This is a genomic window from Kitasatospora sp. NPDC059160 (genome assembly GCF_042755465.1).
Lineage (GTDB): Bacteria > Actinomycetota > Actinomycetes > Streptomycetales > Streptomycetaceae > Kitasatospora.
Genome location: NZ_JBHZCN010000037.1, coordinates 40365 through 63308, shown reverse-complemented (window position 1 = coordinate 63308; position 22944 = coordinate 40365). Strand labels below are relative to the sequence as shown.

General features: G+C 72.5%; 23 protein-coding genes and 1 tRNA gene. 15 read left to right on the top strand and 9 right to left on the bottom strand.

Annotation, left to right across the window (positions count from 1 at the left end):
• Positions 1 to 29: 29 nt before the first annotated feature.
• Positions 30 to 2546 carry a germacradienol/geosmin synthase gene (locus ACFXOZ_RS18065; RefSeq protein ID WP_380591368.1) on the bottom strand — a complete coding sequence of 839 codons (2517 nt, stop codon included), beginning with the start codon at positions 2544 to 2546 and terminating at the stop codon, positions 30 to 32.
• A 170-nt stretch (positions 2547 to 2716) separates the two neighbouring features.
• Positions 2717 to 3064 (bottom strand): DoxX family protein, encoded by a 348-nt coding sequence (locus ACFXOZ_RS18060; protein WP_380591365.1) that lies wholly within the window; start codon positions 3062 to 3064, stop codon positions 2717 to 2719.
• Between the two features lie 283 nt (positions 3065 to 3347).
• On the opposite strand from ACFXOZ_RS18060, the gene ACFXOZ_RS18055 reads away from it, so the two are divergent.
• Positions 3348 to 3989: an HhH-GPD-type base excision DNA repair protein gene (locus ACFXOZ_RS18055; protein WP_375882569.1), complete on the top strand. Its 642-nt coding sequence runs from the start codon at positions 3348 to 3350 to the stop codon at positions 3987 to 3989.
• Positions 3990 to 3991: 2 nt separating this feature from the next.
• On the opposite strand, the gene ACFXOZ_RS18050 is transcribed toward ACFXOZ_RS18055, so the two are convergent.
• On the bottom strand, positions 3992 to 4213 hold the full coding sequence (locus ACFXOZ_RS18050) for a KTSC domain-containing protein (protein WP_380591362.1): 222 nt from the start codon (positions 4211 to 4213) through the stop codon (positions 3992 to 3994).
• A gap of 72 nt (positions 4214 to 4285) precedes the next feature.
• Complete coding sequence (locus ACFXOZ_RS18045; protein WP_380591359.1) at positions 4286 to 5842, bottom strand: MFS transporter; 1557 nt, start codon at positions 5840 to 5842, stop codon at positions 4286 to 4288.
• Between the two features lie 94 nt (positions 5843 to 5936).
• On the opposite strand from ACFXOZ_RS18045, the gene ACFXOZ_RS18040 reads away from it, so the two are divergent.
• Positions 5937 to 6917 (top strand): helix-turn-helix transcriptional regulator, encoded by a 981-nt coding sequence (locus ACFXOZ_RS18040; RefSeq protein WP_380591356.1) that lies wholly within the window; start codon positions 5937 to 5939, stop codon positions 6915 to 6917.
• On the opposite strand, the gene ACFXOZ_RS18035 is transcribed toward ACFXOZ_RS18040, so the two are convergent.
• The gene (locus ACFXOZ_RS18035) at positions 6914 to 7801 is read right to left on the bottom strand and encodes a hypothetical protein (RefSeq protein ID WP_380591353.1); all 888 of its coding nucleotides are present in this window, start codon (positions 7799 to 7801) and stop codon (positions 6914 to 6916) included. The two genes, ACFXOZ_RS18040 and ACFXOZ_RS18035, sit on opposite strands and share 4 nt — an antisense overlap.
• A gap of 5 nt (positions 7802 to 7806) precedes the next feature.
• On the bottom strand, positions 7807 to 8325 hold the full coding sequence (locus ACFXOZ_RS18030) for a YbhB/YbcL family Raf kinase inhibitor-like protein (RefSeq protein ID WP_375882577.1): 519 nt from the start codon (positions 8323 to 8325) through the stop codon (positions 7807 to 7809).
• Between the two features lie 83 nt (positions 8326 to 8408).
• Between ACFXOZ_RS18030 and ACFXOZ_RS18025 the strand changes: the two genes are divergently transcribed.
• Complete coding sequence (locus tag ACFXOZ_RS18025; protein ID WP_380591350.1) at positions 8409 to 9083, top strand: rhomboid family intramembrane serine protease; 675 nt, start codon at positions 8409 to 8411, stop codon at positions 9081 to 9083.
• 155 nt (positions 9084 to 9238) lie between these two features.
• Positions 9239 to 10405, top strand: coding sequence for a hypothetical protein (locus ACFXOZ_RS18020; RefSeq protein ID WP_380591347.1), 1167 nt, complete (start codon positions 9239 to 9241; stop codon positions 10403 to 10405).
• A 26-nt stretch (positions 10406 to 10431) separates the two neighbouring features.
• On the opposite strand, the gene ACFXOZ_RS18015 is transcribed toward ACFXOZ_RS18020, so the two are convergent.
• Entirely contained in the window at positions 10432 to 11994 is a 1563-nt protein-coding gene (locus ACFXOZ_RS18015) for a helicase HerA-like domain-containing protein (protein ID WP_380523420.1), read from the bottom strand.
• 181 nt (positions 11995 to 12175) lie between these two features.
• On the opposite strand from ACFXOZ_RS18015, the gene ACFXOZ_RS18010 reads away from it, so the two are divergent.
• Positions 12176 to 12472, top strand: coding sequence for a type II toxin-antitoxin system VapB family antitoxin (locus ACFXOZ_RS18010; RefSeq protein WP_014136828.1), 297 nt, complete (start codon positions 12176 to 12178; stop codon positions 12470 to 12472).
• A 253-nt stretch (positions 12473 to 12725) separates the two neighbouring features.
• A complete protein-coding gene (locus ACFXOZ_RS18005) occupies positions 12726 to 13397 on the top strand; it encodes a LytR C-terminal domain-containing protein (protein WP_380591406.1) in 672 nt (223 codons plus the stop codon).
• Between the two features lie 77 nt (positions 13398 to 13474).
• On the opposite strand, the gene upp is transcribed toward ACFXOZ_RS18005, so the two are convergent.
• Positions 13475 to 14110: a uracil phosphoribosyltransferase gene (gene upp / locus ACFXOZ_RS18000; RefSeq protein WP_049650159.1), complete on the bottom strand. Its 636-nt coding sequence runs from the start codon at positions 14108 to 14110 to the stop codon at positions 13475 to 13477.
• Between the two features lie 162 nt (positions 14111 to 14272).
• Between upp and ACFXOZ_RS17995 the strand changes: the two genes are divergently transcribed.
• The 8 genes from ACFXOZ_RS17995 to ACFXOZ_RS17960 all read left to right on the top strand — a co-directional run bounded on the left by ACFXOZ_RS17995 (position 14273) and on the right by ACFXOZ_RS17960 (position 19224).
• Positions 14273 to 14509 (top strand): hypothetical protein, encoded by a 237-nt coding sequence (locus ACFXOZ_RS17995; protein WP_375882586.1) that lies wholly within the window; start codon positions 14273 to 14275, stop codon positions 14507 to 14509.
• Positions 14510 to 14768: 259 nt separating this feature from the next.
• Positions 14769 to 15326 (top strand): tRNA adenosine deaminase-associated protein, encoded by a 558-nt coding sequence (locus ACFXOZ_RS17990; protein WP_375882588.1) that lies wholly within the window; start codon positions 14769 to 14771, stop codon positions 15324 to 15326.
• 50 nt (positions 15327 to 15376) lie between these two features.
• The gene (tadA, locus tag ACFXOZ_RS17985; protein ID WP_375882590.1) at positions 15377 to 15904 is read left to right on the top strand and encodes a tRNA adenosine(34) deaminase TadA; all 528 of its coding nucleotides are present in this window, start codon (positions 15377 to 15379) and stop codon (positions 15902 to 15904) included.
• Between the two features lie 68 nt (positions 15905 to 15972).
• Positions 15973 to 16059 (top strand) — tRNA-Ser (locus ACFXOZ_RS17980).
• A 513-nt stretch (positions 16060 to 16572) separates the two neighbouring features.
• Positions 16573 to 16737 (top strand): hypothetical protein, encoded by a 165-nt coding sequence (locus ACFXOZ_RS17975; RefSeq protein ID WP_188304848.1) that lies wholly within the window; start codon positions 16573 to 16575, stop codon positions 16735 to 16737.
• A 12-nt stretch (positions 16738 to 16749) separates the two neighbouring features.
• Positions 16750 to 17043, top strand: coding sequence for a Dabb family protein (locus ACFXOZ_RS17970; protein WP_375882594.1), 294 nt, complete (start codon positions 16750 to 16752; stop codon positions 17041 to 17043).
• Positions 17044 to 17318: 275 nt separating this feature from the next.
• Entirely contained in the window at positions 17319 to 18158 is an 840-nt protein-coding gene (locus ACFXOZ_RS17965) for an RNA polymerase sigma factor SigF (RefSeq protein ID WP_375882921.1), read from the top strand.
• 145 nt (positions 18159 to 18303) lie between these two features.
• Complete coding sequence (locus ACFXOZ_RS17960; RefSeq protein ID WP_380396449.1) at positions 18304 to 19224, top strand: RNA polymerase sigma factor SigF; 921 nt, start codon at positions 18304 to 18306, stop codon at positions 19222 to 19224.
• Positions 19225 to 19254: 30 nt separating this feature from the next.
• Here ACFXOZ_RS17960 and ACFXOZ_RS17955 read toward each other — a convergent pair whose 3' ends face one another.
• Positions 19255 to 20142, bottom strand: a complete 888-nt coding sequence (locus ACFXOZ_RS17955) for a tyrosine-protein phosphatase (protein ID WP_380591344.1) — start codon at positions 20140 to 20142, stop codon at positions 19255 to 19257.
• A gap of 416 nt (positions 20143 to 20558) precedes the next feature.
• Between ACFXOZ_RS17955 and ACFXOZ_RS17950 the strand changes: the two genes are divergently transcribed.
• The gene (locus ACFXOZ_RS17950) at positions 20559 to 22931 is read left to right on the top strand and encodes a hypothetical protein (RefSeq protein ID WP_380591341.1); all 2373 of its coding nucleotides are present in this window, start codon (positions 20559 to 20561) and stop codon (positions 22929 to 22931) included.
• Positions 22932 to 22944 lie beyond the last annotated feature (13 nt).

The window sequence follows — 22944 nt, the reverse complement described above, 5'->3', positions numbered from 1 at the left end:
CCAGGAGGGCTCCGTCCGGGAGGGTCAGGTCAGTTCGCCGGGGCCGCCGCGCCGAACGGGGGGCGCAGCGAGGCAGTGCCCAGACCGGTCGGGCCGAGCGGCCCCGCGGCCGCACCCACGCCGGGCCGAGGCGCCGGCGCGGCTGCCGGGGTCGAGGCCGCCGGAGCGCCCGCCGGGTTCGCGCCCGCCGGGGCAGTCCCCGCCCGGTCCCGGACCGCGCCCGCGAGGTCCCGCTCCGCGCCGAAGTGCCGCTCCAGGTCCTCGGTCCGGTACCGGCGGCACTCCCGGTGCCAGTTCAGCACGCCGGCCAGCCAGTTCTCCAGCTCCCGCACGTACCCGTCGAGCAGCCCCCGGGCCTTCGCCGACAGCCCGAAGTCCTCGTACATCACCGGGAGTTCCTTCTGCGCGACGTGCTGGAACTGCTCCAGCCGCGAGTGCATCAGGTCGTCGACGATCCGGACCGCCGAGGGGTAGTCGCAGTCGAAGAAGTTCTGCACCACCAGCACGATGTTGTGCAGCTCGCCCTCGTACTCGATCTCCTTCTGGTACGAGAACAGGTCGTTGACCATGGCGCCGTAGTCCATCGCGGAGTTCTCCAGCGCCCGCATCGAGCCGTGCCGGTAGACCTCCTCCGGCACGGTCCGGCCGTGGCCGAGCCGGGCGAGCAGGGTGGTGAGCTCGGAGCCGAAGGTGGTGCGGCGCATCTCCAGGTAGTCCACCGGGTCCGGGATCCGGTTCTGGATCTGGTTGGCGAGCTCCCAGATCCAGCTCGCCGTCATCACCTCGACGGAATCCCGCAGCCGGCCCCGGGCCTCGACGGTCATCGGGGCGGCGGTGCGCTCCCAGATGTCGGCGAGGGAGCGCTCCAGCACGTTGGCGGGCTCGGGCGCGGGGGTGCCGTCCACCGGCATGAACAGCGGCAGCCGGGCGGTGGCGGCCTTCGCCCCGGCCAGGTCGCGGGTGCGGCCGTAGACCACCGGGTAGTAGTCGTCGGCCCAGGTGCCCCAGGCCAACCAGGCCGAGGCGACGTCGAGTTCGTCGACGGTGGCGTCCGGCTGGAGGCCGGCCGCGCACAGCGCGAGGTCGTAGTCGCGCATCGACGCGGCGTCCCAGATGCCCGAGCCGGGGACGCCGGGGACGGCCGCGTCCAGCAGCCCGACCCGCTCGGCCCACTCGATCACCCGCTCCCGCGCACCGTCCAGGTGCGGGCTCAGGGTGAGACCGAACGGCAGCTCGAACTCCGGAAGTCGGGACGGCCCGACGGCCCGGTACGGCCGGTGCGCGTGCGACCGCGCCCGCCGCACGGCCGGTGCCGCCGTCGGCCCGGTGCCGGACGGCAACCCACCGCCCGCCGGTGCGCCGCCGACCGCCCCCTTCCGCAGGATGTCCAGGGCCGAGGTCCCGATCCCGCCGATCGCGTACTGGTCCCACCAGTTGCCGGCCCCGGGAAGCCCCGGCAACCCCGGCAGCCCCGGCAGCCCCGGCAGCCCGCCCCCGCTGCCCGGCGGCACCCCGCCGGCCGAACCCGCCCCACCGGCCGAAGTCGCCGCGGCACCACCGCCGTTCATGTACCGGCTCGACCGCATGTGCCACTCGTGCCCGCCGGACTGCCAGTCCTGCAGCCCCTTGACGTACGCCAGCACCCGGGCCCGGCCCGCCGGGTCCAGCCCGGCCTCCTCGAACAGCACCGGCAGTTCGGTGAACACAGTGTTCTCGAACTGCTGCAGCCGTGAGGTGAGCAGGTCGTTCACCGCCTCGGCGGCGTCCTGGGTCGAGCACTCCAGGAAGCGCTCCAACACCAGGATCCCGTTGCTCAGTTCACCCTCGTCCTCGACCTCGCGCTGGTAGGAGAAGATGTCGTTGCGCAGGTGCACGGCGTCGGAGAAGGCGTCCATCAGCACCCGCAGCGCCCGCGAGCCCGACACCTCCGCGGGCACCTCGGCCCCGGCCGCGTACTCCACCAGCTGCGCGGACCACGGCGCGCCGCCGACCTTGCGGCGCATCTCGATGTACTCGACGGGATTGGCGATCCGGCCCGCGTCGATGTTGGCGAGCTCCCACAGCGACTCGTTCAGCAGGTTGCGGGTGCTCTCCGCGAACCGGACCCGCCAGTCCTCGCCCATCACCGGCACGGTGCGCCGCCACAGGTCGGCCAGCCCGGCCTCGACCGGGTTCTCCGGCTCGGGCACCGGCGCGGCCGGATCGGCGGGCATGAACAGCGGCAGCCGGTCGAGGTGCGCCTTGCCGGCCCGGCGGTCGTTGGTGCGCTTGTACATGTCGAGGAAGTGGTCGTCGAAGAAGAACACCCACACGTACCAGTCGGTCACCAGCGACAGCGCCTCGGCGGAGGCGTCGGGGTGGGTGTACGCGCAGAGCAACCCGTAGTCGTGGGCGTCCAGGTCGGCCTGGTCCCAGATCCCCGACCCCTCCAGCATCCCCATCTCCCGGGCCCAGACCGAGGAATGGGCCCGTGCCTCCTCCAGATGGGGATTGAGGCGCGCCGGGTGCGGCACGTAGAAGGACGGCAGTTCGAACGGCTGGCTCACGGCGGCGGGCCTTTCTCGACACGTCGTTGGGGATCAAGAATGACCCCCCGTCACCTCCCGGCACCGCCACAACCGAAACAGTCATACGAGATGCCCCGCCCCTGGAACAATGCCCCCGCCCCCGGGACCGGCCGCCGGGCGGTGGGCCGGCCCAGGGGGCGGGGGGTGGGTCAGGCGGCGAGGCCGAGGGCGAGGGAGGCGGCGGCCGGGGCCAGGTAGATCAGCGGGAAGGGGATGTGGGCGTAGGCGCGGGCGCGGGCGACGGTGACCACGGCGCCGAGGAAGTAGAGGACGATGCCGACGGCGGCCGTGTAGCCGACGGCCGGGACGGCGAGGCCGGCCAGCAGGCCGAGGGCGCCGGCGGCCTTGGCCACGCCGAGCCAGGTCCACCAGGCGCGCGGGACGCCGTACTCGGCGAGCGGCCCCACGACGTACTCGGCCCCGGCGAAGACGGAGTACGCCGAGAAGCCGACCATGAGGGCGCCGAGGACGGTGACGACGGTGTGGGCGACGGACATTGGAGTGCTCCCCGTTCGGTGGGTGGTCGATCCGATGTGCTCGGATCCGGTCGGACACAGCACTGACCCGGCCCGCGCGACCGATGTGACAGCCACGGACAAATATTTTTCCGTCGCACCCGCGAGCAGCCCCCGACAACCGCTCCGCCAACGAACAAAGCAGGCCTGACAAGGGTTTGAACACCAAGACTTCCCCAGCTACGGGCGTGTTGACGGTGTCCGCCCACGCCGCGTCATCCAGACTGGGCGCCGACCGACGTCAACTCCGAGGAGGCCCCACCTCATGAACGTCACCGTCCGGCTCGCCCAGCAGCCCGAGGCCGACGAACTGCTCGGACGGAGCGCGCTCGCCGCGCTCGTCGGCATGCTGCTGGACCAACAGGTCCCGATGGAATGGGCGTTCACCGGCCCGCTGACCATCGCCCGACGACTCGGCGGGGACGATCTCGACGCCCACGAGATCGCCACCTACGGCCCCGAGGAGTTCGTCGCCCTGCTGTCGGCCAAACCGGCCGTCCACCGCTACCCGGCCGCGATGGCCAAACGGGTCCAGCAGTTGTGCCAGTTCCTGGTCGCGCAGTACGACGGCGACGCCGCCGCGCTGTGGAAGGACGCCCGCACCGGAAAGGAGCTGCTCAGCCGGCTCAACGCGCTGCCCGGCTTCGGCAAGCAGAAGTCGCAGATCTTCCTGGCCCTGCTCGGCAAGCAGTACGGGGTACGGCCGGAGGGCTGGCGCGAGGCGGCCGGCGCGTACGGCGAGGAGGGCGCGCACCGCTCGGTCGCCGACATCACCGGGCCCGAATCCCTCATCCTGGTGCGGGAGTTCAAGCAGGAGACGAAGCGCGCCGCGAAGGAGGCCAAGGCCGCCGCGAAGCCCCGCACCACCAGCCGGTCCGTCACCGCGGCCGTCACCGGGGCCCGTTGAACCTACCGGCCGGCCGGCACCGCCGCGTAGGCGTAGCGCCCGCGCACCGACCGTACGAAGTACCGCCCGTGGCTCTCCGCCGCGAGCAGCTCCCGGTACACCCGGGGCGGCACGCCCGCGTACCGGTAGACCCGCCCGCCGGTGAACTCCAGCTCCAGCACCCGCGCCCGGGGGTCGTACCCGACCGAGCGCAGCACCGAGGAGTCCACCGCCGTACGGTCCATGACCCTCCCAGTGTGCGGTGAGGGCCCCGGTCGCGCAGTGCGACCGGGGCCCCGGGCCGGGAGGAGCGGGGCTCAGACCAGGACCGGCCGCTCCACCGCGGTCTCCTCCGAACCGCCGGCCTCATCCGAGCCGCCGGTCTCCGCCGGGCCGCCGGGACGCTCCGAGCCGTCGGTCCCCTCCGACCCGCCGGCCTCGACCGGCGCCACCGCCCGCTTGCGCGGCAGCGCGAACATCAGCAGGAACACCGCCACCAGCACCCCCGTGACCCACCACATCGCGTGCACGAACGCCCCGCCGAAGGCCGTCCCCAGCGCGTCGGGCGCGACCACGTCGTCCATCGCGCCGAAGAAGGCGACCGACACCAGGCCGAGCCCGAGCGCGTTGCCGACCTGCTGCACGGTGTTGATCAGGCCGGAGGCCGAGCCGGCGTGCCGGCGCGGCACCTCGGACAGCACCGCGTCGGTGATCGGCGCGACGATCAGCCCCATCCCGAGGCCCATCACGACCAGCGGCAGCGCCATCTGCCAGGCCGAGATGGCCGTCCCGTACCGGTCGGCCTCCCAGATGTAGGTGAGCACGCCCGCCGCCATCACCAGCGCGCCCGCCTGGAGCACCTTGCGCCCGAAGCGCGGCACCAGCTTCTGCACCGACAGCCCGGCCGCCGTGGAGACGGCGATCGAGAAGGGGATGCCGGTGGCACCGGCCTTGAGCGGGCTCCAGCCGAGGCCGACCTGCATGTAGAGGGTCCAGACCAGGAAGAAGATGCCCAGCGCGACGCCGAAGGCCAGCTGCACGCAGATCCCGGCCGCGAAGCTCTTCACCCGGAACAGCGACAGCTCGACCAGCGGCGAGCCGTCCCGCCGGGTCTTGACCTTCTCGTACGCCACGAACAGCAGGAACACCGGCAGGCTGCCGGCCATCGACAGGTAGCCCCAGAGCGGCCAGCCGGCCTCCCGGCCGTGGGTCAGCGGGTAGATCAGCATCAGCAGGCCGAGGCTGGCCAGCGCGACGCCGACCAGGTCGAGCTTGAGCGCGTGCTCGGCCTTGGACTCGTCGATGAAGCGGCGGCCGAGGAGCAGCCCGGCGATGCCGACCGGCAGGTTGATCAGGAAGATCGGCCGCCATTCGAGGCCGAGCAGGTTCCACTCGGTGAGCAGCGCACCGATCATGGGACCGGACACCGCGCCCAGGCCGACCACCGCGCCGAACATCCCGAAGACCTTGCCGCGCTCCTCCGCCGGGAAGGTGGCGTGGATGATCGACAGCACCTGCGGCACCATGAGGGCGGCCGTCCCGCCCTGGAGGATCCGCATCGCGACCAGCATCTCCGGGCCGCCGGCCAGACCGCACAGCGCGGAGGCCAGCGTGAAGCCGGTGATCCCGATCAGGAACAGCCGCTTGCGGCCGTGGATGTCGCCGAGCCGTCCGCCGGTGATCAGCCCGATGGCGAAGGCCAGCGCGTAGCCGCCGGTGACCCACTGGATGGCGCTGAACGAGGCGCCGGTGTCCTGCTGGATGCTGGGGATGGCGATGTTGACGATGGTCACGTCCACCAGGTCCATGAAGGAGGCGACCATCACGATCGCCAGCGCGATCCACCTCCGCCGGTCGGCTCCCGCCGTACTCATGCCGTTCTCCTCGCTCGTCCGCTTCTCCACATCGAGGACGGTAACGGCCATGTAGGTCAGGAGCTGTCCCACTTGCTCCGGCATGCTGGACGGCATGACCGACACCCCGGCCCGACTGCTCAACCTGCTCTCCCTGCTGCAGACCCCGCGCGAATGGCCCGGCAGCGAACTCGCCGAGCGGCTCGGCGTCAGCCCCCGCACGATCCGCCGCGACATCGACCGGCTGCGCGAGCTCGGCTACCCGGTGCAGGCCAGCATGGGCGCGGTCGGCGGCTACCGGCTGGTCGCGGGCACCGCGATGCCGCCGCTGCTGCTGGACGACGAGGAGGCGGTGGCCATCGCGGTGGGCCTGCGGGCGGCCGCCGGGCACGCCGTGGTCGGCATCGAGGAGGCCTCGGTACGGGCCCTCGGCAAGCTGCTCCAGGTGCTGCCGGCCCGGCTGCGGCACCGGGTGGGCACCCTCAACTCCGCCACCGTGCCGCTGCTCACCGGGGACGGCCCGACCGTCGACCCGGAGGCGCTGACCCTGCTGGCCGGCGCCGTCACCAACCACGAGCGGCTGCGCTTCGGCTACCGGGCCCGCGACGGCGCCGAGACCCGGCGCAACGTCGAACCCGAACGCCTGGTCTCCACCGGCCGCCGCTGGTACCTGATCGGCTACGACCTGGACCGGGACGACTGGCGGCTCTTCCGGGTCGACCGGATCGCCGACCCCTTCGCCACCGGCGCCCGCTTCACCCCGCGCCCGCTCCCCGCCGAGGACGCCGCCGTCTTCGTGGCCAACCGGCTGCGCCGCTCGCCGACCCGCTCCATGGTGGCCACCGTGCACCGCCCCGCCGCCGAGGTCGACGGCTGGATGCCCTGGACGGGCGACTACGAGATCGAGCCGATCGACGACCACAGCTGCCGGCTGCGCGCCCGCGCGGACTCGCTGAAGTGGATGGCGGCCGGACTGCTCATGCTGGACTGCGACTTCGAGGTGCACGAACCCCCGGAGCTGCGCGAGCACCTGCGCACGGTCGCGGCGCGGGCCGCGAATGCCGCGAACGACGGGCCCAGGCCCGACAGCACCTAAACGGACACCCGGTACCAGCCGTCACCGCGGCGGAACCACAGCACGCCGTCCCGCCCGTACGCCCGCTGCCGGTCGAGCTCGCCGGGCAGGTCCGGCTTGCGCCGCGCGGTCTGCTTCCAGGCCTTCCCGACCAGCAGCTGCCAGGTCAACTCGCCGCCCCCGGTGAGGAAGACGCCCTCGCGCCCCCGGACCGCGAAGCCGACCGGCTGCCGGGCGGGGCAGGGCACCGTGCCCGACGACCCGTCGGCCGGGTCGATCCGGGTGAGGTGGCTGCCCGAGGAGCTCGGGTACCAGGCCAGCCAGGCGCACCGGCCCTCGGTCGCACCGGCCAGGCCCTCCAGCGGGTCGGCCGGCAGGCCGGTCGGACTCCACACCACCCGCCCCCGGGCGTCGGCGGCCAGCAGTCCCGCGGTGGCCGTCGGGTGGTCGCCGTAGATGCCCTCGTCGCCGTAGGCCATCCAGATCCGGCCGTCCCGGTCGGTCACCAGCACACCCGTGTCGTCACCGAGGACGAGTTCCGCCCCCGGCGTCCCGTCGGGGCCGTACACGGAGCCGTTCGGCAGCCACTCCTCGCCGTCCCGGTCCGCCCGGACGGCCGCCAGCAGCACCCGCCCGCCCGGCAGCAGCGCCAGGTGGTCCGGCGGCACCGCGACGCCGGTGAGCGGCACCCGCCGCTCACCGGCCGTCCCGGGTGCCACCAGCACCTCGCCGTCGTAGGGCAGCCGGACGGCCGGCCACGACCCGGCCGGCGCCGCGTACTCCTCCGGCACCAGCAGGACGGCCAGGTCCCCGTCCGGCCCGACCGTCCAGGTCACGGCCCGGCGGCCGGCCCGCCGCTCCTCCTCGGGCAGCCGCCAGACCTCGACCGGACGTCCGGGCACCACGCCGCTCAGACCCCGTACTCGCCGGTCAGCAGCGCCCGGCCCAGGGTGTGGAAGGTGAGGTGGAAGCCCACCTGGGCCGGCGGGGTGTCGGCGCCGACGTCGAGCTTCTCGACGTCCAGCGCGTGCACCGCGAACACGTACCGGTGCGGGGCTCCGGGCGGCGGGGCGGCGCCGTCGTACTGGTGGGAGGGGAAGTCGTTGCGGCCGTGGAAGGAGTCCGCGCCGGGCAGGGCGTCGTCCGAGGAACCGGCGCCGCGCGGCAGTTCGACGGTGTCGGCGGGCAGGTTCAGGGCGAGCCAGTGCCACCAGCCGGAGCCGGTCGGGGCGTCCGGGTCGTAGCAGGTGACGGCGATGCTCCGGGTGCCCTCCGGCAGGTCCGACCAGGCCAGCTGCGGCGAGAGGTTGCCGCCCGCGTGGATGAACTCCCGGTCCAGCGTGGCGCCTTCGGTGAAGTCCTCGCTGCTCAGCGGGAAGGACGGCACCTGCGGCAGGAACTCGTACGGCAGCGGCGGGCGAACACTCATTGGGTGCACCTCTCACGGTCGGGATGACATCGGTCACTGTAATGGGGTGCACGACCGATCCGGCGGCCCCTACAGTCGACCTCATGGCCTCGAAACTCGCCCAGTTGCTCTCGGATTCCCGCCGCGCGCTGTTGACCATGCTCGGGATCCAGGCCGTCATCTGGGCGGTCCAGGTGGTGAACTGGCTGGACGACTACGACCTGTCCAGGGAGTACGGGCTGCGCTCGGAGCGGGTGGACGACCTGCCCGAGATGTTCACCATGCCCTTCCTGCACTTCAGCTGGGACCACATCGTCTCCAACTCCTGGCCGCTGTTCGTGCTCGGCTTCCTGGCCGCCTACCGGGGCATGCGGAAGTTCCTGCTGGCGAGCCTGGTGATCACGGTCTCCGGCGGGCTGCTGGTCTGGCTGCTGGAGAGCCCGAACCACGTGACGGCCGGGGCGAGCGGCATGGTCTACGGCTACCTCGGCTACGTGGTGCTGCGCGGCGTCCTGGACCGCAACGTGCTCGACGCGGTCGTCGGCCTCGGCGTCGCCGCGGTCTACTGGACGATCCTGATCGGCGTGCTGCCGGTCTTCCCCGGCGTCAGCTGGCTGGGCCACCTCGGCGGGCTGATCGGCGGACTGGCCGCCGCCGTCCTGCTCCGCGACCGGGCCCGGTCGAAGCCGGTGCCCGCGGCCCCCGCCCCGGCCGCCACCCCCGCCCCGGACAGCCCCAACGCCGCCCTGCTCAAGGAGCTCGACGACCTGGGCCTCTAGTGTCCGGCCCGTCCAGCCCGTCCAGCCCGTCCAGCCCGTCCGGCCCGTCCGGCCGAGCGGGCGCCCTCGGCCGATCGGCCCCGCCAGGTATAGACCATTGCCACCCCTGCGGCTAGCGTGAACGGCGCACCTGCCCCCAGCTCCGGAGCCGCACCGTGGAGTCGTCCGTCCTCGCCTTCGCCACCGACCTGCTCGACGAGGGCGCCGACACCTTCTTCGGCAACCTCACCGACCGGGCCGGCGTCGGCGGCGTCACCCTGGCCTCCGTCTACCACGAGGCCCGTGACGTCTTCCCGCACAACCCCCGCCGGGTGATCCGCTACCTGGAGCCGGGCGCCGCCTACTTCCGCCCCGACCCGGCCCGCTGGCAGGGCCGCCGGCTGGCACCCGTGCCGTCCACCGCGATCGGCGACCGCGACCCCTTCGCCGAGGCCGCCGCCGAGGCGGGCCGCCGCGGCCTGAAACTGCACGCCTGGACGGTCTTCTGCCACAACGACCGGCTCGGCTTCGCCCACCCCGACTGCGCCCCGGCCAACGCCTTCGGCGACCGCCACCTCACCGAGCTCTGCCCGGCCCACCCCGAGGTCCGCGAGTACGCGCTGACCCTGGTGGCGGAGCTCGCCCGCTACGGCGTGGACGCGATCCGCGCCGAGTCCCTGCACTTCCACGGCCTGCGCCACGGCTACCACCACGAGCGCTACTTCGAGGAGCTGGGCCCGACCGCCGAGGCCCTGCTCGGCGTCTGCTTCTGCCCGCACTGCCGCGCCGCCGCCACCCGCGCGGGCGTCCCGGCCGACCGGGTCGCCGAGGCCGTCCGGGCCGAACTGCGGCGCCGGCTGGCCGACCGGCACGCCGCCGCCGCGCCCGCCGACCTCAGCACCCTGGCCGACGGCGCCTTCGCCGCGTACGTGGACGCCTCCGCCGCCACCGTCACCGCGCTCGCCGCCGACCTCACCGAGCAGGCCCGCCGCCTCGGCATGCGGCTGAGCTTCATGGACGGCGGCGGCCCCGGCAAGGGCTGGCTGTCCGGCATCGACCTGCCCGCCCTCGCCCGGGCCACCGACCAGATCGAGACCCTCGGCTACGCCGCGACCGCGCGCGAAGTCCGGGAGAAGGTCGCCGCGTTCGCCCTGCACGGCGTCCGCCCGGAGCGGATGGCGGTGATCCTGCGCCCGATGGCCTCGGACTGCGACGGCCCGGAGAACCTCGCCGCCAAGCTCGCCGAACTGCGCCGACTCGGCGTCCCCGAGGTCGAGTTCTACCACTACGGCCTGATGCGGCTGTCCTCGCTGGACCGGATCGGCGCGGCCCTCGCCGGGTAGCGGCGCACGGCGCCCGGCGCCCGAACTCAGCGCCGCCGCTTGGACGTCCCGAACAGGCTGCGCGAGATCTCCTGCCCGAGCTGCTTCCCGGCCGAGCGCGCGAAGGACTTCACCGTCGGGTTGTTGAGCAGCGAGCCCAGCAGCCCGCCCGCCCCCTGGGGTTCCTCCCGCCGCGGAGCGGGCGCGGGCGCGGGTTCGGGCTCCGCCGGCCCGACCGGTGCCGCGTCCGGCCGGGGCGCCCGGGCCGCCAGCTTCTCGTACGCGGACTCCCGGTCGATCGCGTCCCGGTAGCGCGCCGTCAACGGCGAGGCGTCCACGGCCGCCTGGAGCGCCCCCGGCTCGATCGGCCCCATCAGCGAGCGGGGCGCCCGCAGCCTGGTCGCCGCGACCGGCGTCGGCGCGCCCTTCTCGGAGAGCACGGTCACCACGGCCTCGCCGGTGCCCAGCGAGGTGAGCACCGTCGCGAGGTCGTAGGTGGACCGGGGGAAGGTGGAGACGGTGGCCTTGAGCGCCTTGGCGTCGTCCGGGGTGAAGGCGCGCAGCGCGTGCTGCACCCGGTTGCCCAGCTGGGCGAGCACCTCGGCGGGGACGTCCCGCGGCGTCTGGGTCACGAAGAAGATGCCCACGCCCTTGGAGCGGATCAGCCGCACGGTCTGGGTGATCGCCTCCAGGAAGGCCTTGGAGGCGCCCTTGAACAGCAGGTGCGCCTCGTCGAAGAAGAACACCAGCTTGGGCCGGTCGAGGTCGCCGACCTCGGGCAGCTCCTGGTAGAGGTCGGCGAGCAGCCACATCAGGAAGGTGGAGAACAGCCGCGGCCGGTCCTGCACGGCGGGCAGTTCCAGCACCGAGACGACGCCCCTGCCGTCCGCGGTGGTGCGCAGCAGCTCGGCGGTGTCGAACTCGGGCTCGCCGAAGAACGCCCCGGCGCCCTCGTTCTCCAGCACGGTCAGCGCCCGCAGGATCACCCCGGCGGTGGCGGCGGAGAGGCCGCCGATGGTGCGCAGCTCCTCCTTGCCCTCGGGCGAGGTGAGGTGGCCGATGACGGCGGTGAGGTCCTTGAGGTCGTAGAGCTCCAGGCCGTTGCGGTCGGCGTAGTGGAACACCAGGCTGAGCGAGGACTCCTGGGTCTCGTTCAGGTCCAGCACCTTGGACAGCAGCAGCGGGCCGAAGCTGGTGACGGTGGCCCGGATCGGGATGCCGGCGCCCTGCCCGCCGAGCGAGTGGAAGTCGACCGGGCAGCCCAGCGGCGTCCAGTCCTGTCCGACCTCGGCGGCGCGGGCGGCGGTGCGCTCGCCGGGCGTGCCGGGTGCGGCGATGCCGGAGACGTCCCCCTTGATGTCGGCGAGGAACACCGGCACGCCCTGGGCGGAGAGCTGTTCGGCGATCAGCTGGAGGGTCTTGGTCTTCCCGGTGCCGGTGGCCCCGGCGACCAGTCCGTGCCGGTTGAGGACCGCGAGCGGGACGCGCACCTGCGCGTCGGGGTAGGCGGTGCCGTCCAGCAGCACCGCGCCGAGGTCGAGGGCGGGCCCGGTGAAGGCGTACCCGTCGGCGATCTCCCGGACGGTCGTCGGGGTGGGGGCGGAGTCCATCGGTGCACGCTCCTGGACGGGATCGGCGGTCGGAAGCCGGGCCTGAACCCGGCCGGGACCGGGCGATGTTCGCGACATTTCCCATCAAACAGCCGCAATCGCCCCCGCGCAGCTCGCACCGGTGCGCGTGGCGGAGGCACGGCTGCTGCGCCGTGCGCCGTCCGAACGGTAGGCTTTCCGTGTGATCTTCAAGCGCATCGGCAATGGGCGGCCGTACCCGGATCACGGCCGGACGAGCACCCGACAGTGGGCTGACGTCGCCCCACGCCCGGTGCGGCTCGACCAGCTGGTGACCACCAAGGGCCAGCTCGACCTGGAAACCCTGCTGGCCGAGGACTCGACCTTCTACGGCGACCTCTTCGCCCACGTGGTCAAGTGGCGCGGCGACCTCTACCTGGAGGACGGGCTGCACCGGGCCGTACGGGCCGCGCTGCAGCAGCGCCAGGTGCTGCACGCCCGTGTCCTGGAAATGGACTGACGGCCGCACTCCGCCGACTCCGGACCGCCCCCTCGCCACCCGGCGGAGGGCGGTCCGCGCGTACCCGGGTACCCCCTTTCGGGTACCGGGGTACTCCAGATGATGATCGTTTAGTACCTTCACAGCTGTCCGGCACTACGCTGCTGACTACGGCCGCGACCAGGGGATCCGCCCGCTCCCGGAGGACCCCCCGCCCTGGCCCACCCGTCATCCCGACCCCGCCCCGGCACGAGGGGGAGACAGACCCGTGAGCATGTTGACTCCCCAAGGCCTCAAGGGGAAGCAGTACCGCGTCACCGGCAACGCCTACCCGCGGCTGGGCCGGCCCCCGAAGAAGAGTCGCAAGGTGATCGCCGCACTCGCGGCCCTGCTCGCCCTGGCCCTGATCGGCCTCGGCGGCGTCCAGCTGTACGACATCTTCCGCGACAAGGACAGGAACGCCTCCGCCCAGGCCTGCGCCACCCCGTCCGGGAAGCCGCTGGCCGCCCCGACGGCGGGCGCCACCCCGGGCGCCCCCGCGGCCTCCGGCGCGCCGGTCGACCCGCACGCCGTCCCGCAGCCCTCGGCCGTCACGGTGAACGTCTACAACGCCACCACCAAGGCCGGCCTGGCCGGACGGACCGCCGACGAGCTCAAGAAGCGCGGCTTCACCATCGGCAAGGTCGGCAACGCCCCCGCCGAGCTGGACAAGAAGGTGCCCGGCACCGCCCAGGTGATCGCCGGCCCGACCGGCGTCGCGGCCGGCACCCTGGTGGGCTCCCAGATCGCCGGGGCCAGCGTGACCGCCGACGCCCGTACCGACACCAGCGTGGACTTCGTGATCGGCGACAGCTACAACGCCCTGCTGGACGAGACCCAGGCGGCCGCGGCCCTCGCCCTGGCCGTCAAGCCCTCCCCCACCCCGAGCGCCACCGGCAGCTGCTGAGGCGCGGCACAGGAACCAGGAGAGCCCCCCGGCAGACGCAGTGCCGGGGGGCTCTCGGACGTTCGGAGGGGGGTCGCTCAGCCGGCCGTGCCGTACAGCCGGTCGCCCGCGTCGCCCAGGCCGGGGACGATGTAGCCGTTCTCGTTCAGCCGCTCGTCCACGGCGGCGGTGACCACGGTGACCGGCAGGCCGGCCAGCTCGCGCTCCATCACCTCGACGCCCTCCGGCGCGGCCAGCAGCACCACGGCGGTGACGTCGGTGGCACCGCGCTCGATCAGCATCCTGATCGCGGCGACCAGGGTGCCGCCGGTGGCCAGCATCGGGTCGAGCACGTAGACCTGGCGGCCGGAGAGGTCGTCGGGCATCCGGGTGGCGTACGTGGAGGCCTCCAGGGTCTCCTCGTTGCGCACCATGCCGAGGAAGCCGACCTCGGCGGTCGGCAGCAGGCGGGTCATCCCGTCCAGCATGCCGAGGCCGGCCCGCAGGATCGGGACGACCAGCGGGCGCGGGTAGCTGAGCCGGGTGCCGAGGGTGACCGCCACGGGCGTGGTGATCTCCACCTCGTCGGTGCGGACGTCCCGGGTGGCCTCGTAGGCGAGGAGGGTCACCAGCTCGTCGGTCAGGCGACGGAAGGTCGGCGAGTCGGTGCGCTCGTCGCGCAGGGTGGAGAGCTTGTGGGCGACCAGGGGGTGGTCGACGACGTGGAGACGCATGTACCGAGGTTAGCCCGGTCCTGGACGCCTGTACGACACGCCGTGCCAGGCCGTCGACCGGCGGCGGTCACCTTCCGGTGACACGCCGTGACGTGCCAGGAATGTCCGGACGGAACCGGCTCCTGTGGTATCAACCCGGCCGTTCTGGGAATGTCACGTCTTATGACGAGCAACCCGAGGGCCGGGGACGGCTCGGCCGACGAGCCCGTCGACGGGCCGGCCCTTCGCGCCGGCCCGCCGCAGGAGCCCCCGGAGACCGAGACGGAGCGCCGCAAGCGGCGGGCCGTCTTCCTGCGCGAACTCGCCGAGGCCCGCGAGTTGAGGGAGCGCGTCCAGCCCCGGCGGACCAAGGAACGGCGGATGCGCGAAGCGATGCGGATGCGCACCTTCCGGATCTGACCACCCCCACCGCCGCCCCACCGCGGCCCCACCGGGCGGTCCGGCCGAAATTCGACCGGCTTCGGACGGCCCCGGCCCGGCTCCTCCCCGCACCGCCCGGCCCTTCCGACACGACCTGCAAAGACGCGCTGCCGAACACCCCCCGCGAGGGCGGGCTTTCTGTCACGATTCCGATGGGACGGTCCGAACAAGCGGACCGCCTCTGGCGCGGGGGCGGCCAGAATTCCGCGCCGCCCGAGCGCGCCGACAGCCGAGACCGATGATCTTGGGAGTGTCCCTGGTGGCGTACTTCGCTGCAGTGCTTGCTCGCTCCGAGGACGGGTGGGACGTGAGCGAGACGGAGCTCGACGACGTCGAAACCCTGGCCGATCTGGCCGATCTGGCCCGCGCCTGCGCGCAGGACGACGACAGCGTCCTGATCTTCATCGAACAGGAGGACTCGTGGTTCGCCATCGTCCGGGTGGACGGTGAGGACGACCCGCGGATCTTCGTGTCGGACGGCGCCGCCGCCGCCCGCAGCTCCTACGGCTCCGTCCTCACCGACGAACTGGTCGACCAGGCCGGCGAGAGCGAGTTCGGCGACCTGGACCACCTGCTGGACGAGGACGCGGAGACCGAGGAGCAGGACGACGAGGACGCGGACGCCCACGGCGGCGTCCCGGTCGGCCCGCTCGGCGACGCCCACCTGCTGACCGAGTTCGGCCTGGCCGCCGACGCCCTGCTCTCCCTCAGCGGCGAGGGCGCGGTGCCGGGCGACGCCCTGGAGGAGATCGCCGAGGCCCTGGGCTGCGGCGAGGTCCTGGAAGCGGTCCGGTAGCGGCACCGGTCGCACCGGTGTCCGCCACCGGATGCCCGACACTGGATGCCATGCAGCCCGCATCCACCCCGCTGACCGTCCCGTACGTCCCCCCGCTGCCCGCTCCCGTCCGCCCCGACCCGGTCCGCGACCGCTGGGCGGCGCCGATGCGCCTCGCCATCGCCGAGGCCGCCCTGGCGCCGGCCACCGGGGACGTCCCGGTCGGGGCGCTCGTCCTGGGCCCGGACGGCGAGGTGATCGGGCGCGGCCACAACGAGCGCGAGGCGGTCGGCGACCCGACCGCGCACGCCGAGGTGGTCGCGATCCGGCAGGCCGCCGAACGGGTCGGGGAGTGGCGGCTCAGCGGCTGCACCCTGGTGGTCACCCTGGAGCCGTGCACGATGTGCGCCGGCGCCATCGTGCTGTCCCGGATCGACCGGGTGGTCTACGGCGCCCTCGACGAGAAGGCCGGCGCGGCCGGCTCGCTCTTCGACGTGATGCGCGACCGCCGGCTCAACCACCGGCCCGAGGTGATCTGGGGCGTGCTCGCCGAGGAGTGCGGCGAGCAGCTGCGCGCCTTCTTCGACACCCACCGCTGAGCCGCCCGGCGACGGCCCGCCCGGTAAGGATTTCGTGACCGCGCCACCCGTCCGGTAGAGTTCCCCTCGGTAGCGTGTCCGAGCGGCCAAAGGAGCACGCCTCGAAAGCGTGTGTGGGGGCAACTCCACCGTGGGTTCGAATCCCACCGCTACCGCTCGAAAGCCCGAGGGCCCGTCCGATCACGGACGGGCCCTCGGCGTTTGCGCGCCCCGGCCCGTTCGCGGCCCGCTCGCGCGCTCCGGACGGCGGCGGGGCGCCACCTGACGCGGGAAAGGCTCCCGGACGCGGAGAAGGCTCCGCACTCCGGGCCGATGACCACCATTGCCCGGCTCGTACGGAGCCTTGGAGGGGGAGCGGCTCGGGGGGACTGACCGCTCCCCCGGCGGAGTCCCACAACCGGGGCCGCGAGGGGGGAAGCCGCGACCACCGGTCCCACAGCGGGGGCTCCGGATCCACGTGCCGGGGATTCCTGCCAGATCCTCGGCACGTCATCCATCCTGCCGCCCGGCCCCGGCCCGGGCATCCGGAGAAAGGCCCCACTCGCGGGGACCTTCGTCCCGCCGGGCGAACGCGTCGCACACTTGATAGCCCGTCCGGTGGATAAGCTGCCGTGCAGGGCTGCTCGGGGACCGGATGACGGCGGCCCACCGCAGGGAGGAAGGTCACGATGGCGCAGGCGAAGAAGATCGGCATGGCCCTCCTGCTCATCTTCGTGCTCTACTCGATCATCACCTCACCGGCCCGGTCAGCCGAACTCGTCCAGCTGGGCTTCGAGGGCATCTCGAACGCGGCCAAGGCGGTCGGCACCTTCATGACCGGTCTGATCAAGTAAGGAGCGGCAATCGTGATCCGCCACCTGGTCCTGTTCAAGCTCGACGAAGGCGTCGCCAAGGACGAGCAGCGCGTGCTCGCCGCCGCCAAGGCGTTCGAGGAGCTCGGCGCACTGGTCCCCGAGCTGCGCGAGTGGGAGTGCGGCTGGAACACCACCGAGCGCGACATCGCGTACGACTACGCGATCAACAGCCTGGTCGAGGACCGCACGGCCCTCCAGGCCTACCTGACCCACCCCGCGCACCAGGCCGCGGCCGGCCTGTGGCGCGAGTTCGCGACCTGGGTGATCGCCGACATCGAGGTCTGACCCCCGCCGCCGTCCCCCGGACGGCCCGCGCCCGCCCCGCCCGGCTCCCGGGCGGGGCGTCTCCGTCTGCCCCGGAACAACCCTTGCGGCGCCTCGCCGACCGGGTGGCCACCGGCCGCGCAGCCCACCAACACACCTCCACCGGGTGCTTGCCCGACCTGCGCCCACCTTGTGATGCTATGACCGGTTTTGCCGGACATGGCGAGGTACCGAACCAGCCGCGACACACGATCCGCAGGGCCCACCGTTGTCGATTTGGGAGGGGGGACGTGTCCGTGGACGAGGTGTTGGCCGCGATCATCAGTCCGGCCGGCGAGCTCCGCCCGGACGGGCTCCGCGGCCCCGGCGGTCGCCCCGCCGTGGACGTCCGGACGCTCACCCGGGTGCTGTTCGAGCGGCTCACCGAGCTGCCCCCCGACGCCCCCGAACGGGAACGGGTCCGGGCCGCCCTGATCGAGGTGAACATCCCCCTGGTCCGCTACGCCGCCACCCGCTTCCGCAGCCGCAGCGAGCCGATGGAGGACGTCGTCCAGGTCGGCACCATCGGCCTGATCAACGCGATCGACCGCTTCGACCCGACCCGGGGCGTCCAGTTCCCCACCTACGCGCTGCCGACCATCCTGGGCGAGATCAAGCGCTACTTCCGGGACAACGTCCGCACCATGCACGTCCCACGCCGGCTCCAGGAGCTCTGGGTCCAGGTCAGCGGCGCCATGGAGGAGCTGACGGTGCTGCACGGGCGGGCCCCCAAGGTGCCGGAGATCGCCGCCAGCCTCCGGATCCCCGAGGAGGACGTCCGGGCCTGCCTGGACGCCGGGCGCGCCTACAACGCCGCCTCGCTGGAGGCCGCCCAGGAGCACGAGGGCGGACTCGCCCTGCTGGACCGGCTCGGCTACGAGGACGCCGCGCTGGCCGAGGTCGAGCACCGCGACATGGTGCGCCACCTGCTGGTCCAACTCCCCGAGCGGGAGCGGCGGATCGTGATGCTGCGGTTCTTCGCCAACCTCACCCAGTCGCAGATCAGCACCGAACTGGGGATGTCCCAGATGCACGTCTCCCGGCTGCTCTCACGGATCCTGACCAGGCTTCGGACCGGCAACTCCTGGGAAGAGTGAGATTGCAGCGCGTTACCCCGGCGTGACATCTTGCGACGTTCGGGTTTGCCGTGCACCGTGTTCCGGTATGCAGGGGGTTGGGCCCCCGCCGGGAACCTCCGTGCGACGGCCCCCGTTCAACTGTCAGTCACGAGGGGGTGGGTGCATGTCCGGAGAGCTGGGCACTGCGGAGATCCACGCTGGTCAGGCCGAGGGTACGGCGGTCGCCGGGGACCGGATCCCGCTCCAGCGGGCCACGTCCCCCGCGAGGCCCGGCCCGGGAGCGCCCGGCGCCGGGGCCGCCGGCGCGGCACCGCCCGGCTCCGGGCTGGACACCCGGACGCTCTCCCGTTCGCTCTTCCTGCGGCTGGCCGCACTGGAGCCCGGCAGCGCGGAGCACACCTACGTCCGCGACACCCTGATCGAGCTCAACCTGCCGCTGGTCCGGTACGCCTCGGCGCGCTTCCGCAGCCGCAACGAGCCGATGGAGGACATCGTCCAGGTCGGCACCATCGGCCTGATCAAGGCGATCGACCGCTTCGACCCGGAACGCGGGGTGGAGTTCCCCACCTTCGCGATGCCCACCGTGGTCGGCGAGATCAAGCGCTTCTTCCGGGACACCAGCTGGTCGGTCCGGGTGCCGCGACGGCTCCAGGAGCTGCGGCTGGCGCTCACCAAGGCCGGCGACGAACTGTCCCAGCGGCTGGACCGCTCCCCCACCGTCGCCGAACTGGCCGCCTGCCTCGGGGTCAGCGAGGAGGACGTGGTCGAGGGCCTCGCGGTGGGCAACGCCTACACCGCCTCCTCCTTGGACTCCAGCCCCGGCGAGGAGGACAGCGAGGGGCCGCTGGCCGAGCGGCTCGGCTACGAGGACCTCGCGCTGGAGGGCGTGGAGTACCGGGAGTCGCTCAAGCCGCTGCTGGCCAAGCTGCCGCCGCGCGAGCGCCGGATCATCATGCTGCGGTTCTTCGGCAACCTCACCCAGTCGCAGATCGGCGAGGAGATCGGGATCTCCCAGATGCACGTCTCCCGCCTGCTCACCCGGACGCTGACCCAGCTCCGCGCGGGGCTCATCAACGAAGGCTGAAACGAGGGCTGACCGCCGACGGCGGCGGGATCAACTCCCTTCGCCGTCCAGCAGGTTGGCACGCAGCCCGGCCAGCACCCGGTCGTCCAGCCCGAGCCCCTCGCGCCAGAACGCGGCGAAGTCGCCCCAGCCGGACGCGACCTCGGCGAAGGCCGCGTCCAGGTAGTCGCGCTCGGCCCGGAAGACCGGCAGCAGGAGCTCGGGCTCGCGCATCAGGCCGCGGCCGGCGAAGTCCGCCAGCACCAGCTCGACCACGGCCGCGACCCGCTCGTTGGTGAGCAGGTAGTCGGCGAGCACGGTCTCGCGGTCCACACCCAGCGCGGTCAGCAGCAGCGCCGCGGCCCAGCCGGTGCGGTCCTTGCCCGCCGAGCAGTGGAACAGCAGCGGCACGCCGTCCGGGGCCGCCAGCAGCCGCAGCAGGGCGGCGAAGGTCTCGCGGGCCTCCCGGTCGGTGACGAACCAGCGGTAGAGGCCGGTCATCATGGCGGCCGCCCGGCCGTCGCCGAGCAGGGCGCGCTGCTTGTCCGGGCTGCGCTCCGCCAGGGCGCCGCGCAGTGTCGCGTGGATGTCGAAGTCCGTTGCCAGCAGCGGGAGATGGTGCGCCGTCACACCGCCCGGCAGGACGTCCGGACCGGCCTCGCGGACCTCGTCGGCGCTGCGCAGGTCGACCACCGCGCGCAGGCCGAGCGCGCCCAGCGGGTCGAGGTCCTCGGCGGTGACACGGTTCAGGCCATCGCTGCGCAGGACCACGCCGGCCCGCAGCACCCCTCCGCCGGCCGTCTGGTGCCCGCCCAGATCGCGGGCGTTGACCGCACCGCGCAGCCCGAGACTGCGGCCGACCAGGATGGTTCCGGCGGGCTCCGGGCGCGCATTCCGTGCGTCCCCGATTCGCTCGGACGCGATCTGACGATCGACCACCCGCGACCTCCATTGCATATTCGGACTGTCACATGGCACAGCGGCGCCCGATATTGCATGAACCTGCCCATTGGAGCGGCAGGATGTGCAAGAGTGTCATGCGCAACGACGACAGTGTAGGTGCCGCACGGGGCCGTGCGAGGCGCACAGTCGGTAACCAGCTGTAGCAGTCGGCTTCCGGTTTTTCATTTTCAATTCATTATTTGCGCGAGCGGTCCGGTTACGGTCACAATCAGCGCCTCCATGGCTTCACCATGAACGTTGGTAACAGGTTCGCTGCACTATCGCCCAATTGGTCCCCCGGACTGCCGACCCTCGACCAGGATGGGCGCCGGGCAGCCTGCTGCCCGCGAACAGCTACACGGGCAGGCGAGCGCCGAAGCAGCGCGGCGCCTGACCCAAGGGGAGGATCAGACATGGGTCGAGCGACCCGAAGAGTCGCCGCTTGCGCAGCGGCAGTTCTGCTGGCCAGCGGCCTGCAGACCACCCTGGCCCACGGCGACACCACGCCGCCCAGGATCGACCTCACGATCCTGGTCATCGACGACGGAGGCCCGTCGGTCGCCGCGATCACCGCCGAGCTCAAGAGCCAGGGCACGCCCTACAAGGTCGTCAGCCTCAATGACACCAACCGCCCCGTCATCAACGCCGCTTTCCTGAGCGACACGGTGAACGGGCTCCCCCGGGGCAAGTACCAGGGCATCGTGCTGCCCAACGAAAACCCCTTCCCGAACAGCGCCGCCGAGATGACCGCGATCGCCACCTACGAAGCGGCTTTCAACGTCCGGCAGATCGACGCCTACACCTGGGCCAGCCCGGCCGTCGGCCTGAACTACGCCCAGAATCCGGGATTCGTCGGGACCCTCGACGGATTCCAGGCCGCCACCACCACGGCCGGAACTTCGGGCCCGTTCGGGTACCTCAAGGGCAGCGTCCCGTTCGAGGACAACGACCCGAAGGTCAGCGAGAGCTACGGCTACCTGGCGACCCCGCTCGCCAACCTGCCGTCCGGCGCCTCCTTCGTCCCGCTGGTCGACGCGGCGATACCCGACTCGACCAGCCGCGGTTCGCTGGTCGGTGAGTACACCCACGACGGCCGCAAGGAACTGGTCGTCACCTTCGTCTACAACCAGTACCAGCAGCAGTACCGGCTGCTGGCCCGCGGCATGGTCGACTGGATCACCCAGGGCGTCCACCTCGGTTACGACCGCAACTACTTCGCCACCCACGTCGACGACGTGTTCCTGGCCGACGACCGCTGGGACACCGCGCTCAAGTGCACCCCCGGCGACGTCACCTGCCCGCCCGGCACCCCGGACACCGCCAACCCGATCCGGATGACCCCCGCCGACGCGCAGTACCTCAAGCAGTGGCAGACCGCCAACAACTTCACCCTGGACATGGTGTTCAACGGTGGCGGCAGCGAGGACTGGAAGTCCGACCACCAGACCACGGTGGACCCGACCGCCACCCAGATGATCACCGACCAGACCAGCTACCGCTGGGTCAACCACACCTACACCCACCCCTACCTGGGCTGCGTGCAGGACGTCTCGGTGGTCCCGTGGAAGTGCACCAAGGACGCGTCCGGCAACACGGTCTGGACCGACCAGAACACCATCTCCACCCAGATCAAGCAGAACTTCGACTGGGCCGCCGCCAACGGCCTCAAGGTCGACCCGCAGGTGCTCGTCACCGGTGAGCACTCCGGTCTGCTCACCGCCCCGCAGGAGACCAGCGACAACCCGAACCTGGCGCCGGCGCTGGTCGCCAACGGCATCAAGTTCACCGGCAGCGACGCCTCCCGCGAGCCCGCCCAGCGGGCCGTCGGCTCGTCCACGCTGACCGTGCCGCGGTACCCGATGAACGTCTTCTACAACGCCGGTTCGGCGAAGGAGGAGGCCGACGAGTACAACTGGATCTACACCAGCAAGGCCAACGGCGGCAGCGGCGTCTGCGAGAACAACGCCAACTCCACCTGCCTGCCCGCGCCGCTGGACACCACCACCGGCTACCAGTCGTACATCGTGCCGCTGGAGGCCCGGATCGACCTCGGCCACGTGCTGAGCAACGACCCGCGCCCGCACTTCGTGCACCAGTCGAACCTCTCCGAGGACCGCATCCTGTACCCGGTGCTGGAGAAGATCCTCGGCACCTACCGCTCGCTGTACGCCGACAACGCCCCGATCGTGAACCTCGGCGAGCGCGAGATCGGCCAGGAGTTCCAGAAGCGCGCGGCCTGGGACAAGGCGGTCGCCGCCGGCCAGGTCACCGCCTACAAGATCGGCAACACCGTCACGGTCAACGCGCCCGCCGGTGTTCAGGTCCAGGCCACCATGCCGACCGGAACTGCTCAGAAGATGGCCATCGGAACGGCCGCCTTCGGTTCGTCCTACGCCGGTACGCTCTCCGGTTGGGCGTCCCCGGGCGCCCTGCAGAGCGGCATCACCCTGCAGCTCCCGTCCGGCAGTGCGCCGGCCGCCCCGGCCGCCGTCGCCCCGAACGTGGCCGCCAAGTCCGTCCCGGCACCGGCGCCGACGGACAAGAAGGTCGTGCCGCAGGGCGTCGCCACCCCGGTCCCGGCCGGCCCGGGCGACGTCACCCGCAAGCCCGCCCAGTCCCTCGTCCCCGGCAGCGGCACCCCGGTGCCCGGCAAGGACGTCGTCCAGGGCGCGAAGACCCAGGGCAACGGTGCCCCGGCCGGTAACGGCCAGAACGGCTCCGGCAAGGCCTCTGGGGGGACGGCCTCGCACGGCACCACCACCACCGGACGCCCCGGCAACCGGTAATCCGTAGCACCCC

Coding starts and splice junctions, on each gene's coding strand:
- ACFXOZ_RS18045 (WP_380591359.1), bottom strand. CDS start 5,842: ATGAGTACGGCGGGAGCCGACCGGCGGAGGTGGATCGCGCTGGCGATC.
- ACFXOZ_RS18005 (WP_380591406.1), top strand. CDS start 12,726: ATGTTGACTCCCCAAGGCCTCAAGGGGAAGCAGTACCGCGTCACCGGC.
- ACFXOZ_RS18015 (WP_380523420.1), bottom strand. CDS start 11,994: ATGGACTCCGCCCCCACCCCGACGACCGTCCGGGAGATCGCCGACGGG.
- ACFXOZ_RS17995 (WP_375882586.1), top strand. CDS start 14,273: ATGACGAGCAACCCGAGGGCCGGGGACGGCTCGGCCGACGAGCCCGTC.
- upp (WP_049650159.1), bottom strand. CDS start 14,110: ATGCGTCTCCACGTCGTCGACCACCCCCTGGTCGCCCACAAGCTCTCC.
- ACFXOZ_RS18055 (WP_375882569.1), top strand. CDS start 3,348: ATGAACGTCACCGTCCGGCTCGCCCAGCAGCCCGAGGCCGACGAACTG.
- ACFXOZ_RS17975 (WP_188304848.1), top strand. CDS start 16,573: ATGGCGCAGGCGAAGAAGATCGGCATGGCCCTCCTGCTCATCTTCGTG.
- ACFXOZ_RS18025 (WP_380591350.1), top strand. CDS start 8,409: ATGGCCTCGAAACTCGCCCAGTTGCTCTCGGATTCCCGCCGCGCGCTG.
- ACFXOZ_RS18030 (WP_375882577.1), bottom strand. CDS start 8,325: ATGAGTGTTCGCCCGCCGCTGCCGTACGAGTTCCTGCCGCAGGTGCCG.
- ACFXOZ_RS17950 (WP_380591341.1), top strand. CDS start 20,559: ATGGGTCGAGCGACCCGAAGAGTCGCCGCTTGCGCAGCGGCAGTTCTG.
- ACFXOZ_RS18060 (WP_380591365.1), bottom strand. CDS start 3,064: ATGTCCGTCGCCCACACCGTCGTCACCGTCCTCGGCGCCCTCATGGTC.
- ACFXOZ_RS18040 (WP_380591356.1), top strand. CDS start 5,937: ATGACCGACACCCCGGCCCGACTGCTCAACCTGCTCTCCCTGCTGCAG.
- tadA (WP_375882590.1), top strand. CDS start 15,377: ATGCAGCCCGCATCCACCCCGCTGACCGTCCCGTACGTCCCCCCGCTG.
- ACFXOZ_RS18050 (WP_380591362.1), bottom strand. CDS start 4,213: ATGGACCGTACGGCGGTGGACTCCTCGGTGCTGCGCTCGGTCGGGTAC.
- ACFXOZ_RS17960 (WP_380396449.1), top strand. CDS start 18,304: ATGTCCGGAGAGCTGGGCACTGCGGAGATCCACGCTGGTCAGGCCGAG.
- ACFXOZ_RS17990 (WP_375882588.1), top strand. CDS start 14,769: ATGATCTTGGGAGTGTCCCTGGTGGCGTACTTCGCTGCAGTGCTTGCT.